Source organism: Qaidamihabitans albus, assembly GCF_016464705.1.
Classification (GTDB): Bacteria; Actinomycetota; Actinomycetes; order Mycobacteriales; family Pseudonocardiaceae; genus Qaidamihabitans; species Qaidamihabitans albus.
In genome coordinates, this window is sequence record NZ_JAEHOB010000008.1 from 140,339 (window position 1) to 154,797 (window position 14,459).

Sequence of the window (14,459 nt, forward strand, 5' to 3'; positions counted from 1 at the left end):
CGCGCTAGCGCGGGCCGAACCGGCGGCTCTCCGGCGGGCCGAGGTAGCTGTGCCGCACCCCGCCGGTGTCCACGACGAGGTTCTGCACCACGACGGTCGGATCGACCATCCAGAACTTCAGCGTGTGCCTGCCCGGCTCGGTGATCTCGTGGGTGGTCGACGTCAGGTTGACGTTGTCCGAGGTGTTGCGCTCCCACTGCCGGTTCATGCTCGTGTCGTCGGCCCCGGTGGCCTCGGTGATGTTGACGACCTGCGGCGGCTGGTCGTCGATCGAGACCGCGTACTTGAGCCCGTCCGTCGGGAACACGTTGTTCCGTGGTGACAGGTACGCGTGCACGTCGACCGGCCCGGTGGTGAACAGGGTCATCTCGTACTCCAGCCGGGGACCGTCGCCGCCCGGTTCCTGACGGGGTGCGGTGACCGGGAAGGCCTCCATGCCCGCGCCGGTACGCCCGAGGTCCGGAATGTGCTTCCAGTGCGCTCCGCCGTCACCGCCGTTGATCACCCGCGTGGCGTGCTCGGCCTCCATCGAGACGTAGCCGCCTGCCTCGACGAAGCCCTTCAGCCGGTGCCGTGGCACGTCGGGGTTGTGCAAGACCGCGTCGACGGTGACCTCGGTGCCGTCCGGCCCGGAGACGGTGATGGGCACGGTGGTCCGGCCCTTCGGCGCCCGTGTCCAGTCGATGCGCACGGTGGCGGTCACCTGCTTGTCGACGCGGCCCCGGTGGTTGTCGACGCGCACCCAGGGTTCCGCGGCTTCGATGCGGTAGTCGAAACCGACGGAGCCGCGGTTGAACACCTCGATGTACTGCTGCGGCCCGCTCTGGTACGGACTGAACTCCGGGAGCACCGGGCGGGACTCGGCGTGTGGCCACCATTCCCGCGATCCGTCGACGGCGACGCCCATCTCGGCGCGTTCCGGCACCTCGATGCGCTGCACCGCGGGGTAGATCGCGTCGGGAAGCGCCTCGTGGTTGCGCTCGGGCTGCTGCCATGGCGCGTTCGGGCCGTAGCGTTCGACGTCGCCGTAACCGATCTTCGGCTGCGTCTGGAAGCCGTGCCACTTCCCGTCGGCGAGCGTGTTGTTGTAGTAGTCCGACATCGCCTGGTCGTCGGCGAAGCGCGCCTCGGTAACCTCGGCGAGGTCGTTCGTTGCGGCCCGTCCCTGCTCGGCGTAGAGGAGGTTGCGGAACTCCGCCTGCCGTAGCTCGTAGAGGTTGGCCGTCGCCTTCACCTGGTAGAGCACGAGTTGGTAGTAGGCGTCGTCGTACTTGTCGGGTAGTGCTCTGCCGATCCGTTCGGCCCGCGCGGCCAGGCGTTTCCATTCCTCCGTGACCCGGTCGATCTCGCGGTAGTTGACCAGGCTGAACGGTGTGTTCTCGTCGTCGTAGACGACGGCGTCCGGATCGGTGGTGATGTCCTTGGTCGGGTCGACGGTGATGCGCCGGTTCAGCAGCTCGGGCTTCCGGCGCGACTGCAGGTTGGCGTAGGTGTGCAGGACGTCGGCGATCGGCCTGGCGAGCTGCGGGCCGAAGTTCTGCGCCGCGTACTGCCGTTCCCACTCGTCGAGCCGTTCCACCGGCCAGCGGTCCGGGTTCCACGCGTAGTCGAGGAAGAACTGCAGCGGCATCTCCTCGTTCTTCATGTCACCGACGTTGACGACCCAGAGCCGGTCGACACCCGAGGTGTAGGCCTGGTTGAGCTGGTCCCAGATATTGGGCAGCAGGTTGGTGTCCACCCACTTGTAGTTGCGGCCGCCGCCCACGTAGTCGTAGTGGTAGTAGAGGCCGTAGCCACCGCTACGCTCGGGCAGGCTCGCGTCGGGCAGCTTGCGCATGTTGCCCCAGTTGTCGTCGCAGAAGACCACGGTCACGTCGTCCGGCGGACGCAGGCCCTTGTCCCAGTACCGCTGGACTTCCTTGTAGAGGGTCTGTACCTGCGGGATCTTCGTGATGTCCTGCTCGGCGACCTCGGCGAGGATCTCGCGCTGGGTGCCGATGATCTCCTCCATCAGGCCGATGCCGTCACCGTCGGGGAGGCTGACGTCGCCGTTGCCGCGCATGCCGAGCGTGACCACGCCCTCGAAGTCCTCGTCCATCATGCGGCGGATCCCGTCGGCCCAGTACTGCTTGATCGCCTCGGCGTTGCGGCGGAAACTCCATTCGCCGGTGCCGCCGTAGGGATCCTGGCCGGGTTCGACGATCTCGCCGTCCTCGTCCCGCTTGGCGGGGGTGGCATGCCGGTTCCACTCCTCGATGCCGCGCATCATCGGCGCCTCGTGCGAGGTGCCCATCACCACGCCGTAATCCTTGGCGGTCTGGTGATTGAGCGGGTCGTCCTCGGCGAAGGCCCGGCCCCAGACCGCGGGCCAGAGGTAGTTGGCCTTGGTCCGGAGCATCGTCTCGAAGACCTTGGCGTAGAACTTGTGGTTGAAGCCGTTGGGATGGCCGGGCGCGTGCCCTGGACCGAAGTACTCCGGTGCCCAGCGGCCGAGTGCGGGGTTCTCGTCGTTGATGAAGAAGCCGCGGTACTTCACCGCGGGCGTGCCCTGGCTGTGCCTTCCGGGCATGACGTAGAGCTCATCGTGCTGCTGTGCCGGTACGTCGTCCCACCAGTACCACGGTGAGACGCCGATCCGCTTGGAGACGTCGTAGGCGCCGAAGATGGTGCCGCGCTGGTCACTGCCCGCGACCACGAACGCGCGCCGCACGCCCGGCAGGGGATTGTGGACCACCTGTTGCAGCGAGGTCTCCCACTTGCCGGCGATTCCGGAGACGTCCAGCTTCCCGCGCACCACCAGGTCGTCGATGAGCGGGCTGTCGCCGATGGTGCCGACGAGTACGACGTCCCGCTTTGCCGGGACCTCGTTCTTCGACACGGAGGGCCGTACGCCGGTGACCTTCTCGATGTCGGCCTGCAGGTCGTCCACCACCCGGACGACGCCGGTGTGGTCCTTCGTGCTGACCACCAGCGGCGCGGCCTTTCCTTTCGCCACCAAGGGGAAATGGCCGGGTCTGGCGGTGGTGCTGATGTAGCCGCTCTGGTCGTGCCGGTCGCCGGCCGGGCTACCGGACGGCCTCGCCACCGCGGCCGGGGTGGCGACGGTGATCGAGGCGAGGACGAACAAGGACACCAGTAGCCGTAAGGGTTGCGACTTCAGTGATCTCTGCATCGTGCGGTCTCCGTGACGATTGGGCGAGGCGGACGACTTGCGCCGAAATGTTTCGTAATCCGGTGTTCACGGCACCGCTTATTTTGACTTGGGAATGCGAATGGTCAAGAGCTGGTCGGTGATTGTTGTGTCCGAAAATGTTTCGACAACGGGATTTCCGTATGTCTACTGTGGACAGATCGTTCCGTCGGTGAATTCACTCGATCGGTATCGAATACTTGTTCGAGTATCGCGCTACAGTGATGGTGTGGACGAGACGGCGGGGCTGGCCGGGTTGGGCGGGTTGGGCGCGGAGGCGTTGTGGCGGTGGCCGGATGCGGAGCTGGCGGCGGCGCTGGTCGAGGGGGAGGGGGTGTTGCGGCGGGAGTATGCCCGCGCGGTGCGGTTGGTGGGGGAGGCGGAGCGGCGGGGGCTGGCGTCGAGGTTGGGGTATCGGGATCTGGTGGCGTTGCTGCGCACGGAGGCGCGGCTGTCTGGGCGGGAGGCGCGGGAGCGGGTGGCGCAGGCGGTCGCGGTCGAGCCCGGCCGGGCGCTGGGTGGTGATCCGCGGCCGGCACCGCTGGCGGCCACCGGGGAGGCGCTGGCGCGCGGCGAGGTCGGGCCGGAGCACGTGCAGGAGATCGGCCGGGTTTTCGCGCGCTATCCGGATGTGGTGCCCGCGGCGCAGCGCGCCAGTGATGAGGCGACGCTGCTGGGGGTGGCGGTGCAGGCGCCGCCGGAGACGGTGCGCCAGGTGGGGCGGCGGCTGCTGGGCTACTGGCAGCACGAGCACGCCGATCCCGAGCGGGAGGCGGCCGAGCTGGCATGGCCGCGGCGGGAGCTGCGCTATCGTTACCTGCCAGCGGGCGGATGCGCTTCACCGGCGAGTTGGACGCCGAGACCGCCGCGACGCTGGAGGGCCTGTTCGGGCCGCTGGCCTGCCCCCGCGGCAGCGATGAGGACGGGCGCCCGGATGTGCGCGGCAGCGCTGAGCGGCACGGTGACGCGCTGGCCGAGATCATCGACTGCGCCGCCCGCGCCGACGAGCTCACCGTGCAGGGTGGTGAACACGCCGTGCTCACCGCCACCATCGAGGTCACAGAGCTGCAGCGGCGCACCCGTGCGGCGGTGCTGGACCTGCCCGGTCACACCAGCCTGGAGCAGCTACGCCGGCTGGCCTGCCACGCCAAGATCGTGCCCGCCATCTACAACGCCACCGGCGAAATCCTCCACCTCGGCCGCGCCGCCCGCTCCGCCACACCCGCGCAGCGCCGCGCGCTCGGGCTGCGCGATCGCGGCTGCGCCTCCCCGGCTGCACCCGCCCCACCAAATGGTGCGTGCCCCACCACATCACCTGGTGGTCCCACGGCGGCGGCACCGACCTCGACAATCTTGTGCTGGTCTGCACCCACCACCACTGGATCCTGCACCACACCGAGTGGCACGCCCGCCACAACCCCACCGACCGGCTCCCCGAATTCCTCCCACCAGCACGACTCGACCCTCAACGAAAGCCCCTCCGCAACACCACACACCCACCACCACACCAACGCCGCCCGAGTGACGGCGCGACCGGTCATGCCTACGGCGAGTCAGAAACGCCGCGCCACTTCCCTCGACCGCCCGGATTCACGCGCCGTCCGGCAACGGGGACGAGGTGTTCAGCACGGGGATGAGCCGGGCGATTTCCACGTCGGCCTCGGGTGACGGGTCAGGTGTACAGCGAGTCCCGAACGGCAGGCGAGATCGCCGCTCTTCTTCAGCGCACGGCGCCTAGTCGCCGATCTCGCGCGACGCTCGCTCCAGGCGCCACACGACGACGTAGCCGTTGCTCGCGGATCCGCCCGCCGCCTGCGCCGCGCGCCGGTGCAGCCGCGCGAACCCGAGCCGCCGCGGGACGGCCCCGCTGCGTTCGTTGTGCTCGTCGTGCACGATCTCGACGTGCTCGGCGCCCACCCGGAACGCCTCGTCCACCAGCAGCGCGGCCGTCTCCGTGGCCAGGCCCCGGCCCCGCCAGTCGTGGTGCAGCCAGTAGCCGATCTCCAGGCCGGCGCCACCGATCCGGTTCATCAGCCCGCAGCTGCCGATGATCCGGTCGCCGGCCACGATCGCGTAGTCGAACGACACGCCCTGCGCCCAGTTCCGCTCGGTCAGCGCCAGGAACCCGGCGGCCTCGCGCGGCCCGTAGCCGTTGGCCGCCCATGGCATCCACGGCTTGAGGGTCTCGATCGTGTCCGACACGACCCTGCGCAGCTCGGTCGCGTCGGCGGACGACCACCGGCGCAGCACGATCCCGTCGCCGGTCAGCTCCTCCCGTGGCGTGCGCATACCTCCATCGTGCACGCCGGCTCCGGGGTGGCTCAGTGTGCGCCGGTCAGGTTGCCGGCGAGCGTGTTGTGCCGCTGCTCGCTGTCGTGGTTCATGCCACTGATCGTGACGTGGGTGCCGCGCGCCGCGTACTTGGTGGTGATGGCGTCGAGCGAGGCGACGGTGGAGGCGTCCCAGACGTGGGCGTCGGACAGGTCGATCACGACCTCGGGCGGGTCGTTCGCGTAGTCGAACTGGAAGACGAGGTCGTTGCTGGAGGCGAAGAACAGCTGCCCGGTGACGGTGTAGATCTTGGTGCTGCCGTCCGGGTCGAGGACGCTGTCCACGGTGACCAGGTGGGAGACGCGGCGCGCGAAGAGCACCATCGCGACGAGCACGCCGACGACGACGCCGATGGCGAGGTTGTGGGTGAGCACCGTGACGGCGACCGTGGAGACCATCACGATGGTCTCGCTCTTGGGCATCCGCCGCAGTGTCCTCGGGTGGATGCTGTGCCAGTCGAACGTGCCGATCGCGACCATGATCATCACGCCGACGAGCGCGGCCATCGGGATGAGGCCCACGACCTGGCCGAGGGCGACGACGAGGACGAGCAGGAACACTCCGGAGAGGAACGTCGACGCGCGGGTGCGGGCACCGGACTTCACGTTGATCATGGTCTGGCCGATCATGGCGCAGCCGCCCATGCCGCCGAAGAAGCCGGTGACGATGTTGGCCACGCCCTGGCCCCAGGACTCGCGTGTCTTGTCCGAGTGGGTGTCGGTGATGTCGTCGACCAGCTTCGCCGTCATCAGCGACTCCATCAGCCCGACCAGCGCCATCGCGAAGGCGAACGGGGCGACGATGGTCAGCGTCTCGAGGTTGAGCGGGACGGCCGGGACGCCGAGCACGGGCAGGCTGTTGGGCAGCTCCCCCTCGTCGCCCACGGTGGGCACGGCGACGCCCGCGACGACGGTGAACGCGGTCAGCGTGACGATCGCGACCAGCGGTGCGGGCACCGCCTTGGTGAGCCGGGGCAGGCCGAATATGACGACCAGCCCCACGGCCAGCAGCGGGTAGACCGCCCACGGCACGTCGATCAGGTACGGCAGTTGCGCGAGGAAGATCAGGATGGCCAGCGCGTTGACGAAGCCGACCATCACGCTGCGCGGCAGGAAGCGCATCAGCCGCGCCACACCGGACACCGCGAGCAGCACCTGGATGAGGCCGCCGAGTACCACCGCGGCCAGCAGGTACTCCACGCCGTGGTCCCGCACGAGCGGGGCGAGCACCAGTGCGATCGCGCCGGTCGCGGCGGAGATCATCGCCGGGCGCCCACCGGTGAAGGCGATCGTCACGGCCATCGTGAACGAGGCGAAGAGCCCGATGCGGGGATCGACGCCCGCGATGATCGAGAACGACACGGCCTCCGGGATCAGGGCGAGGGCGACGACCAGGCCGGAGAGGGCCTCGGTGCGGAACACGCGGGGAGACAGCCAGGCGGGGCGGGCGACGTTCGGGCGCAGCGCAGCGGGAAGCGACATCATCTTCTTTCGCGAGAAGGAGTGAGAAAGCGAAGAGCTGGAGAAGAGGAGCCGCTCCGATGGGGCTCGACCAGGGACTCCGGTGAACCGTACCCTCACGTGAGGGTAATGATGGGCGGATGTGATCTACGACCGATGTGACCTGGCTCAAGCGGCGCGCGCCCGGAGCAGCCGCGCGTACGGCCGGTACCTTGGTGGGATCGGTGCCGGAGAAGTGAGGTTGTCGCGTGGGCGAGCACATGCGGATCGGCGAGGTGGCCGAGCGCACGGGCCTTTCGCTGCGGACGATCCGCTACTACGAGGAGGTCGGGCTGGTCACGCCGAGTGCGCGCAGCCAGGGCGGTTTCCGGCTCTACACCGAGCCGGACGTGGCGCGGCTGCGGCTCGTGATGCGGATGAAGCCGCTGGGCTTCCAGCTCGACGAGATGCGGGAGCTGCTCGGCATGCTCGACCCGGAGGCGGCAGGCACCCCGAACGTCCGCAGGTTGCGCAAGGACCAGCTCGGCCGGCTGCGTGAGTTCTCCGACGCGGCGCAGCGGCGGTGCGCGGAGCTGCGCGCCGAGCTCGCGGCGGCGGAGGAGTTCGCCGGGCTGCTGCGCGAACGGCTCGGCTCGACCGGCCGGGGCTCCGCGAGAAACATACCGTGACGTGAGGGTAGGGTTGAGATACATGCGCACAGTCAGTAAGGGGTCAAGTGACCGCAGGTAGTACCGCGTCCGCCACGATGCAGGACGTGGCCTCGGAAGCCGCTCGCCGCCGCACGTTCGCCGTGATCAGCCACCCGGACGCCGGTAAGTCGACGCTCACCGAGGCGCTGGCGCTGCACGCCGAGGTGATCTCCGAGGCCGGTGCGGTGCACGGCAAGTCGGGGCGCCAGGGCGTCGTGTCGGACTGGCTGGAGATGGAGCAGGCACGGGGTATCTCGATCACCTCGGCGGCGTTGCAGTTCGCCTACCGCGACACGGTGATCAACCTGCTGGACACCCCGGGGCACGCGGACTTCTCCGAGGACACCTACCGAGTGCTCTCGGCGGTGGACTCCGCGGTGATGCTGCTGGACTCGGCCAAGGGCCTGGAGCCGCAGACACTGAAGCTGTTCGACGTGTGCAGGCACCGGGGCATCCCGGTGATCACATTCATCAACAAGTGGGACCGGCCCGGCCGGGAGGCGCTGGAGCTGTGTGACGAGCTGGTCGAGCGGATCGGCCTGCAGCCGATGCCGCTGACCTGGCCGGTCGGCGTTTCCGGTCACTTCCGCGGCGTGCTGGACCTGGCCGACGGCTCGTTCATCCGCTACCAGCGGACGGCGGGCGGAGCCACGGTGGCGCCGGAGGAGCGGCTGGACCCGGCACGGGCCGAGGCCGAGGAGGGCGCCGACTGGCTGCAGGCACACGAGGAGGCGGAGCTGCTCACCGCCTCGGGTGGCGAGTTCGATCCTGCGGCGTTCGCCGCCGGGTCGGGCACGCCGGTGCTCTTCGGCGCGGCGGTGCTGAACTTCGGCGTGCGGCACCTGCTGGATCTGCTGCTGGACCTGGCCCCGCGACCGGAGCCGAGGGTCGACGTCGACGGAGTCACGCGGCGGCTCGACTCGCCGTTCTCCGCGTTCGTGTTCAAGGTGCAGACCGGGATGGACCGGGCGCACCGGGATCAGGTGGCCTTCGCCAGGGTGTGTTCCGGCATGTTCGAACGGGGCATGGTGGTCACCAACGCGACCACCGGGCGGCCGTTCGCCACCAAGTACGCGCAGCAGGTGTTCGGGCAGCAGCGCTCGACGGTGGACGTCGCGTACCCGGGCGATGTGATCGGCCTGGTCAACGCCTCCGCGCTGGGGGTGGGGGACACGCTGTACGCGGGCAAGCCCGCGGTCAGGTTCCCCGGCCTCCCGAGCTTCGCACCCGCGCACTTCGCCACCGCGCGCCCGGCCGACCTGAGCCGGTCCAAGCAGTTCCGCAAGGGGGTCGAGCAGCTGGAGTCCGAGGGTGTCGTGCAGGTGCTGCGCTCCGATCTGCGGGGTGACGCGGTGCCGGTGTTCGCCGCTGTCGGGCCGATGCAGTTCGACGTGGCGGAGCACCGGCTGGAGCACGAGTTCAGCTGCCCGGTGCGGCTGGACCGGTTGTCCTACCGCGCGGTGCGCAGGCTGGGCGACCCGGCACAGCGGCAGCTGGTGGACGGTGGCCGCCGCAGCGAGGTGCTCACCCGCACGGACGGCGCCGAGCTCGCGCTGTTCGAGGACGAGATGACCATGCGCATCCTGCAGCGCCAGCATCCCGACCTGGCGCTCGAGCCGCTCGTCGCCGAAGGGGGCTGACCGAGCGGCCGAGAGCGCCGTCAGCCCACCTCGCCGTCGGCGAAGGCACGATCCCGCTGCCGTGGCACGACGTCGAACTTGGCGGCGAGTCGCTCGCAGACCCGGTCGATCGCCTCGTGCGGGTCCGCGGCGATGCCACTGGCCCGGATCACGTGGGCGCCCAGGTGCAGGCTGGCGTCGGCCAGCAGGGCGGTCGGCATCGCCGGGTGGGCGCCGCGGGCGAGTCTTACCTCGATCCGGTCGGCCCAGCTCAGGCTGAGTGCCGCCCGCGCGCGCAGATGCTCGAGCGCGGAGCCGAGGCAGCCTGGTTCGACGCCGGGTCGCAGGAGGACCTGCACCGCCGGCGCGTCGACATCCTGGGGAGGCGGCATCGTCACGTATCCGACCTTGCCAACGTGACGTCCCCGGTACCAGGGGCCAAGGTCCCTGTCCGCCGGTGACCGGAGACCCCGCCGGTGCCGGGCCGCGCGTCCCGGGCGGTCCGCTGATCGGGGATCTCGCCGCCGGGGTCGGCGGTGACCCGGACGCCGGTCAGCCGCGCGACGCGTACCCGGATCCCGTTCTGGAACGCCTGGAGCATGGCCAGCGCACCCGTGGTGTGCGGGAAGGGCCTCGGCTGGTCGCGCCGGTGCAACGGCCGGGCGAGGCCGGTGCCCGTCACGGTCCACGCGGTGTGGCCGTCCCGGTCGCGATGGCTGAACTCGACCCGGACGGGACATCCGGCGGCGGCCCGCAACAGTGCGCGGCTCTCCCCGGTCGGTACGAGCACGTCGCCGTTGTCCAGCACGAAACAGGCGAGCGGAACGGAGTCCCGGCCGTCGACGGCGACCATTCCCGTCCGGCTTCGTTCCGGTGAGCGGATGAGCTTGATGCAGTCCTGGTGGGTCAGTTCCGTCGCGGCCATGTCCGCTGCCTCCCGTCCGGGCCGGCACCCACGGACCAGTCTCCCGGCCTGTGCGGGCGTTCGTACATACCGCCGCCCGCGATTCACCCTTTGCGAGCACCGGAGATCGCTGCGCTCGGGAACGCAGGCAAGCCGGGCAACAACATCACCGCGCACCGGCGTCGGTGTTCACCCGTTCGGGATGCCGCTGGTCCGTCCCGGTGGCAACCGGAGGGACGTCTTGCAAATGACGATCATCGCCAGTAGCACTGAGAGGGCCGGTACGACCGAACACCGATCCGCCTGGAGGCAGGTCCATGTCCCTGAACGTGCCCACCCGACTGCTCGAAAGCGCCGAACGCGGCGAGGTCGGCGACGCCGAGTTCGTCGCCTGTGTGCGCGAGTCGCTGCCCTACGCCTGGCAGGTGATCAGCGGCGTCGTCGCCGACCTGGAGACCGGGCGCGCCGGGTTCGCCGACGACACCACCCCGCCGCCGAGCGAGTCCGAGCGCGGGCAGCTGCTGCGTGCGCTGGCCTCGGACGCGATCCGCGGCGGGCTCGAACGGCACTTCGGCGTCAAGCTGGCCTTTCAGAACTGCCACCGTGTCGCGGCTTTCCGTACGTCCGCTGTGGACGGTGCCGACTACCGCGCCTTCATCTCCGCGCGTGGCCAGCTCCTCAACCAGAGCCCCGAACTGCGAGACTGCTAGGCGGGGCGGCGCGCACGTGCGCCGGTGGCGCACCGGGGCACGTGCGCCGTAAGCTCGCCGGGCCCTTCCAGCCGACGCTCCGCCACCCGATAGAGTGAAGGTGATCACTGAGGCCGAGGAGCGCGCATGTCCGACAGGGAGCCCGATTTCGTCCCCGAGGGAGTCGACCTCGACCGGCCGAACCCAGCCCGGATCTACGACTGGTTCCTCGGTGGTACCGCCAACTGGGCGATCGACCGCGAGTTCGGCGCGAAGGCCGTCGAGGCCTTCCCGATGGTGCGAACGATGGCGAAGGTGGGCCGCGAGTTCCTCGGCAGGGGCGTGCACTACCTGGCCCGTCAGGGCATCACCCAGTTCCTCGACCTCGGTTCCGGGGTACCCACCGTCGGCAACGTGCACGAGGTCGCGGACTCGGTGAACCCGGACAGCCGGTGTGTCTATGTCGACAACGAGCCGGTCGCCGTCGCGCACTCGCAGGTACTGCTGGAACGCGAGGGCGACCTCGACCGGCATGCGGTGCTGCACGGCGATCTGCGCAACCCCGAGGACATCTGGCGGCGCGCGCTCGCCACCGGGATCCTCGATCCCGAGCAGCCGATCGGGCTGATCCTGGTGAACGTGCTGTACTTCGTGAGCCCGGAGGACGGCCCGCACGAGATCGTCGCGAAGTACCGCGACCTGCTCCCCGCGGGGTCGTACCTGCTGTCCTCGCACATGACGGACGAAGGGGTGCCCGCCGAGGGCGAGAGCGAACGGGCCGAGGTGCGCAGGCAGTACCAGCAGGCGAGCTCCGCCCTGCACCTGCGCACGCGGGCGGAGTTCACCCGCTTCTTCGACGGCTTCGAACTCGTGGAGCCGGGCGTGGTGTGGATTCCGCAGTGGCGGCCCGAGGAGCGCGAGTCCCCGGCGACCAGGGAGTACGCCGACGAACCGGCGGCGAGTAGCGCGCTGGCGGGGCTGGGCCGCAAGAAGTAGCGCGCGTTCAGCGCAGCGTCGCCCGCGTGACGGCGCCGGTCTCCGGCCCGGCACTGGCGACCGCGAGGCCGTCGGCGGCCCAGATGCCGGACCGGCCCGCCGCCTGGGTGTAGCCGCCACCGGTCGACCCGGCGAAGCTCGCCACGGCGACCCAGACGCCGTGTTCGGTGGCGATCCGCCGGGCGCGCTCGTCCTGCAGCCCCGCCTCCTCCGCCGACTTGACGGTGCCGGCGAGGTAGGCGTCGATTCCCAGCGCCGCGGTGTCGGCCGCGTGGCGGGCGACACCGGTGTCCTTGCAGATGGCGAGACCGAGCCGCCAGCCGTCGACGGTGAGCACGGCCGGCTCCGTGCCCGCGGCGAACCGTTCGGCTTCCGCAGCGCCGAGCCACATCTTGCGGTAGGCCACCGCGGCGCCGGTGCCGTCGATGGCCAGCGTCGCGATGTACGGCCCGCCGGTGTCGTCCCGGACCGGAGCGCCGACCAGCGCCGTTGCCGTCGTTTCGGCACAGGCCTCGACGACGGGCGACAGCCGCGGGTCGCCTGCCGTGATCGCCTCGGCGGCCAGCTCGTATCCCGTGAGGGAGAGCTCGGGAAAGACCACCACCCTGGCGCCTGCCGAGCGCACCGTGTCCGCATGCCGCACCGCGTTCGCCGCGACGTCGTGGGACACGCACAGTGGCTGGGCGACGGCCATGGCGAGCGGGTGACGCACTCACGAATCTTCAGCGATCGCGGTTCGTTACGTCAATGCGACTTTCGAAACCGGTGTTTCGGTTACTGTTACCGCGTGCATCGGGGATGGGCGCGGACGATCGGAGCATTCGACGCTGATGACCTCGGCAACGGCGCACAGGTCCCGGTCCGATGCCACGGATGCGAGCGACGACCCGCTGAACGAGCTGGCACGCGCGGCCGCGGGGGGCGACCGTGCCGCGGCGGACCGGCTGCTCGCGACGATCCGCCCGATGCTCGTGCGGTACATCCGCGCGCGGATCGGGCGCAGCGGGGGCAGTGAGGGCGCCTACTACTCGGCCGACGACGTGGCTCAGGAAGCCTGCCTCGGCGTCTTCCGGTCGCTGTCCCACTACCAGCCGCTCGGGCATTCCTTCACGGCGTTCGCCTACCGGATCGCGTCGAACAAGGTGGTGGATCACTACCGGCGCTCCGGCGTGAACAGGGAGACCGCCTGCGACGTGCTACCGGAGACCGCCGATCCCCAGCGGAGTCCGGAGGCGCGCTGCCTCGAGGCCGAACGCGGGCGGTACCTGAAACGGCTGCTGGACCACGTCACCGGCCGGGAACGGGAACTGCTCACCCTGCGGATCGTCGTGGGGCTCTCTGCCGAGGAGACGGCCCGCGCCATCGGCTCGACCCCGGGCGCGGTACGGGTGGCCCAGCATCGTGCCCTCGCGAAGCTGCGCAAGGTGCTGACTCCACCTCCGCGGTAGGTGCGGCGGCCGGACGGGAACGATCGAGGCGGGCGTGTGTCGCGCGCCGGGTTTACCGTGCGGGTATGCGCCGGATCGACTACATGATCTTCTACGTCGAGTCCCTCGCCCGGTCGGTGACGTTCTACCGCGACGTGATCGGGCTCGACGTGCGGATCGAAGGTGACGGCTACGTCGAGTTCGCGATGGACAACACCAAGTTCTCGCTGTTCGAGCGTGCGAAGCTGCCCGAGCTGATCGGCCGGGAGGGCGGCCGCCCCCCGTGCGGGGAGGTCGGATTCATCGTCGACGACGTGGACGCGGAAGCCGAACGGCTGCGGGAGGCCGGTGCCGAGATCCTGACCGGGCCGGTGGACCGGCCCTGGCGCGAGCGGACCCTGCACGTCGCCGACCCGGACGGCAACATCGTCGAGTTCGCCCAGCGCCTGTCGTGAGACCGGCGGCGCTACAGTGCCGGGCGTGACGTCAGCGACTCCCGCGGGCCGCCCGCCGCTCGCCGAAGCCCTCGACCTGCTTCCGCATCCGGAGGGAGGCTGGTACCGGCAGACGTGGCGGACCGAGGCCGCGTTCCGGCCGCCCGGCTACCCGGGCGAACGCGCCGCCGCGACGGCCATCTACTACGCGCTCGAACCGGGCGAGGAGTCGCGGTGGCACCAGGTGCGCGGCGACGAGCTGTGGCTGTGGCACCGGGGCGGGCCGCTGAACCTGCTGCTCGGCGGCGAGGGGGAACGGCCGTCGCGGGGACCGGAGGTGGTGACCCTCGGGCCGGCGGCCGAGCGGGGGGAGCGGCCGCAGGCGCTCGTGCCCGGTGGCTGCTGGCAGGCCGCGCGGCCTGCCGGAACCGAGGCGGTCCTCGTGTCCTGCGTGGTCTCACCGGGGTTCGACTTCGCCGACTTCCGCCTGCTCTGACGCGGGATCAGGCTGCGGCCTCGTCCCTGGCGGCCCCGGCCTGACTTGCCTCCGTCACCCTGGCGCCGGTGAGCACGGTCAGCAGCTGCCCGTCGTAGCAGACGAGCTCGACGGCGATCACCCCCGGCTCGACATTGACCAGGCGCTTGACCCGGCGCTGGCTCAGCAGCACCTCGGCATCGTGCTCGGGGCAATACACGGCGAACATGGTCCGACCTCCTCTG

Annotated in this window: 15 protein-coding genes and 1 pseudogene; 9 read left to right on the top strand and 7 right to left on the bottom strand. The window is 70.3% G+C overall.

The window, feature by feature from the left end; all coding sequences use genetic code 11:
• Window positions 1–4 precede the first annotated feature (4 nt).
• Complete coding sequence (locus JAP66_RS17510; protein WP_199432826.1) at window positions 5–3,172, bottom strand: glycosyl hydrolase 115 family protein; 3,168 nt, start codon at window positions 3,170–3,172, stop codon at window positions 5–7.
• A gap of 100 nt (window positions 3,173–3,272) precedes the next feature.
• Between JAP66_RS17510 and JAP66_RS33210 the strand changes: the two are divergent.
• A pseudogene (locus tag JAP66_RS33210) lies at window positions 3,273–3,983 on the top strand (DUF222 domain-containing protein); the annotation flags it as partial.
• Window positions 3,984–4,021: 38 nt separating this feature from the next.
• Window positions 4,022–4,858 (top strand): DUF222 domain-containing protein, encoded by an 837-nt coding sequence (locus JAP66_RS32715; RefSeq protein ID WP_268963250.1) that lies wholly within the window; start codon window positions 4,022–4,024, stop codon window positions 4,856–4,858.
• A gap of 66 nt (window positions 4,859–4,924) precedes the next feature.
• Here JAP66_RS32715 and JAP66_RS17520 read toward each other — a convergent pair whose 3' ends face one another.
• Together JAP66_RS17520 and JAP66_RS17525 are read right to left on the bottom strand one after the other, a co-directional pair.
• Complete coding sequence (locus tag JAP66_RS17520; RefSeq protein WP_199432828.1) at window positions 4,925–5,479, bottom strand: GNAT family N-acetyltransferase; 555 nt, start codon at window positions 5,477–5,479, stop codon at window positions 4,925–4,927.
• A 32-nt stretch (window positions 5,480–5,511) separates the two neighbouring features.
• Window positions 5,512–7,002: a SulP family inorganic anion transporter gene (locus JAP66_RS17525; protein ID WP_199432829.1), complete on the bottom strand. Its 1,491-nt coding sequence runs from the start codon at window positions 7,000–7,002 to the stop codon at window positions 5,512–5,514.
• A gap of 239 nt (window positions 7,003–7,241) precedes the next feature.
• Between JAP66_RS17525 and JAP66_RS17530 the strand changes: the two genes are divergently transcribed.
• Window positions 7,242–7,649 carry a MerR family transcriptional regulator gene (locus JAP66_RS17530; RefSeq protein ID WP_199432949.1) on the top strand — a complete coding sequence of 136 codons (408 nt, stop codon included), beginning with the start codon at window positions 7,242–7,244 and terminating at the stop codon, window positions 7,647–7,649.
• A gap of 77 nt (window positions 7,650–7,726) precedes the next feature.
• The gene (locus tag JAP66_RS17535; protein ID WP_199432950.1) at window positions 7,727–9,310 is read left to right on the top strand and encodes a peptide chain release factor 3; all 1,584 of its coding nucleotides are present in this window, start codon (window positions 7,727–7,729) and stop codon (window positions 9,308–9,310) included.
• A gap of 20 nt (window positions 9,311–9,330) precedes the next feature.
• On the opposite strand, the gene JAP66_RS17540 is transcribed toward JAP66_RS17535, so the two are convergent.
• Together JAP66_RS17540 and JAP66_RS17545 are read right to left on the bottom strand one after the other, a co-directional pair.
• Entirely contained in the window at window positions 9,331–9,687 is a 357-nt protein-coding gene (locus tag JAP66_RS17540) for a hypothetical protein (protein WP_199432830.1), read from the bottom strand.
• Complete coding sequence (locus JAP66_RS17545) at window positions 9,684–10,214, bottom strand: hypothetical protein (protein WP_199432831.1); 531 nt, start codon at window positions 10,212–10,214, stop codon at window positions 9,684–9,686. The genes JAP66_RS17540 and JAP66_RS17545 overlap by 4 nt, the downstream gene beginning before the upstream one ends.
• A 296-nt stretch (window positions 10,215–10,510) precedes the next feature.
• Between JAP66_RS17545 and JAP66_RS17550 the strand changes: the two genes are divergently transcribed.
• Together JAP66_RS17550 and JAP66_RS17555 are read left to right on the top strand one after the other, a co-directional pair.
• Window positions 10,511–10,903, top strand: coding sequence for an SCO5389 family protein (locus JAP66_RS17550; RefSeq protein WP_199432832.1), 393 nt, complete (start codon window positions 10,511–10,513; stop codon window positions 10,901–10,903).
• Window positions 10,904–11,029: 126 nt separating this feature from the next.
• Window positions 11,030–11,878 (top strand): SAM-dependent methyltransferase, encoded by an 849-nt coding sequence (locus JAP66_RS17555; protein ID WP_199432833.1) that lies wholly within the window; start codon window positions 11,030–11,032, stop codon window positions 11,876–11,878.
• A 7-nt stretch (window positions 11,879–11,885) separates the two neighbouring features.
• Here JAP66_RS17555 and JAP66_RS17560 read toward each other — a convergent pair whose 3' ends face one another.
• Entirely contained in the window at window positions 11,886–12,590 is a 705-nt protein-coding gene (locus JAP66_RS17560) for a carbon-nitrogen hydrolase family protein (protein WP_199432834.1), read from the bottom strand.
• A gap of 118 nt (window positions 12,591–12,708) precedes the next feature.
• Between JAP66_RS17560 and shbA the strand changes: the two genes are divergently transcribed.
• The 3 genes from shbA (at window position 12,709) to JAP66_RS17575 (ending at window position 14,235) form a co-directional block, all read left to right on the top strand.
• Window positions 12,709–13,326, top strand: a complete 618-nt coding sequence (gene shbA, locus JAP66_RS17565; protein ID WP_199432835.1) for an RNA polymerase sigma factor ShbA — start codon at window positions 12,709–12,711, stop codon at window positions 13,324–13,326.
• A gap of 65 nt (window positions 13,327–13,391) precedes the next feature.
• Window positions 13,392–13,760, top strand: coding sequence for a VOC family protein (locus JAP66_RS17570; RefSeq protein WP_199432836.1), 369 nt, complete (start codon window positions 13,392–13,394; stop codon window positions 13,758–13,760).
• Between the two features lie 25 nt (window positions 13,761–13,785).
• The gene (locus JAP66_RS17575) at window positions 13,786–14,235 is read left to right on the top strand and encodes a cupin domain-containing protein (RefSeq protein ID WP_199432837.1); all 450 of its coding nucleotides are present in this window, start codon (window positions 13,786–13,788) and stop codon (window positions 14,233–14,235) included.
• Between the two features lie 7 nt (window positions 14,236–14,242).
• Here the strand turns inward: JAP66_RS17575 and JAP66_RS17580 are convergent, their stop codons facing one another.
• A complete protein-coding gene (locus JAP66_RS17580; RefSeq protein WP_199432838.1) occupies window positions 14,243–14,443 on the bottom strand; it encodes a hypothetical protein in 201 nt (66 codons plus the stop codon).
• Window positions 14,444–14,459 lie beyond the last annotated feature (16 nt).

Bases quoted from the DNA above. Each gene is read 5' to 3' on its own strand.
- JAP66_RS17510 (WP_199432826.1), bottom strand. From the start codon at position 3,172: ATGCAGAGATCACTGAAGTCGCAACCCTTACGGCTACTGGTGTCCTTG.
- JAP66_RS32715 (WP_268963250.1), top strand. From the start codon at position 4,022: ATGCGCTTCACCGGCGAGTTGGACGCCGAGACCGCCGCGACGCTGGAG.
- JAP66_RS17520 (WP_199432828.1), bottom strand. From the start codon at position 5,479: ATGCGCACGCCACGGGAGGAGCTGACCGGCGACGGGATCGTGCTGCGC.
- JAP66_RS17525 (WP_199432829.1), bottom strand. From the start codon at position 7,002: ATGTCGCTTCCCGCTGCGCTGCGCCCGAACGTCGCCCGCCCCGCCTGG.
- JAP66_RS17530 (WP_199432949.1), top strand. From the start codon at position 7,242: ATGCGGATCGGCGAGGTGGCCGAGCGCACGGGCCTTTCGCTGCGGACG.
- JAP66_RS17535 (WP_199432950.1), top strand. From the start codon at position 7,727: ATGCAGGACGTGGCCTCGGAAGCCGCTCGCCGCCGCACGTTCGCCGTG.
- JAP66_RS17545 (WP_199432831.1), bottom strand. From the start codon at position 10,214: ATGGCCGCGACGGAACTGACCCACCAGGACTGCATCAAGCTCATCCGC.
- JAP66_RS17550 (WP_199432832.1), top strand. From the start codon at position 10,511: ATGTCCCTGAACGTGCCCACCCGACTGCTCGAAAGCGCCGAACGCGGC.
- JAP66_RS17555 (WP_199432833.1), top strand. From the start codon at position 11,030: ATGTCCGACAGGGAGCCCGATTTCGTCCCCGAGGGAGTCGACCTCGAC.
- shbA (WP_199432835.1), top strand. From the start codon at position 12,709: ATGACCTCGGCAACGGCGCACAGGTCCCGGTCCGATGCCACGGATGCG.
- JAP66_RS17570 (WP_199432836.1), top strand. From the start codon at position 13,392: ATGCGCCGGATCGACTACATGATCTTCTACGTCGAGTCCCTCGCCCGG.
- JAP66_RS17580 (WP_199432838.1), bottom strand. From the start codon at position 14,443: ATGTTCGCCGTGTATTGCCCCGAGCACGATGCCGAGGTGCTGCTGAGC.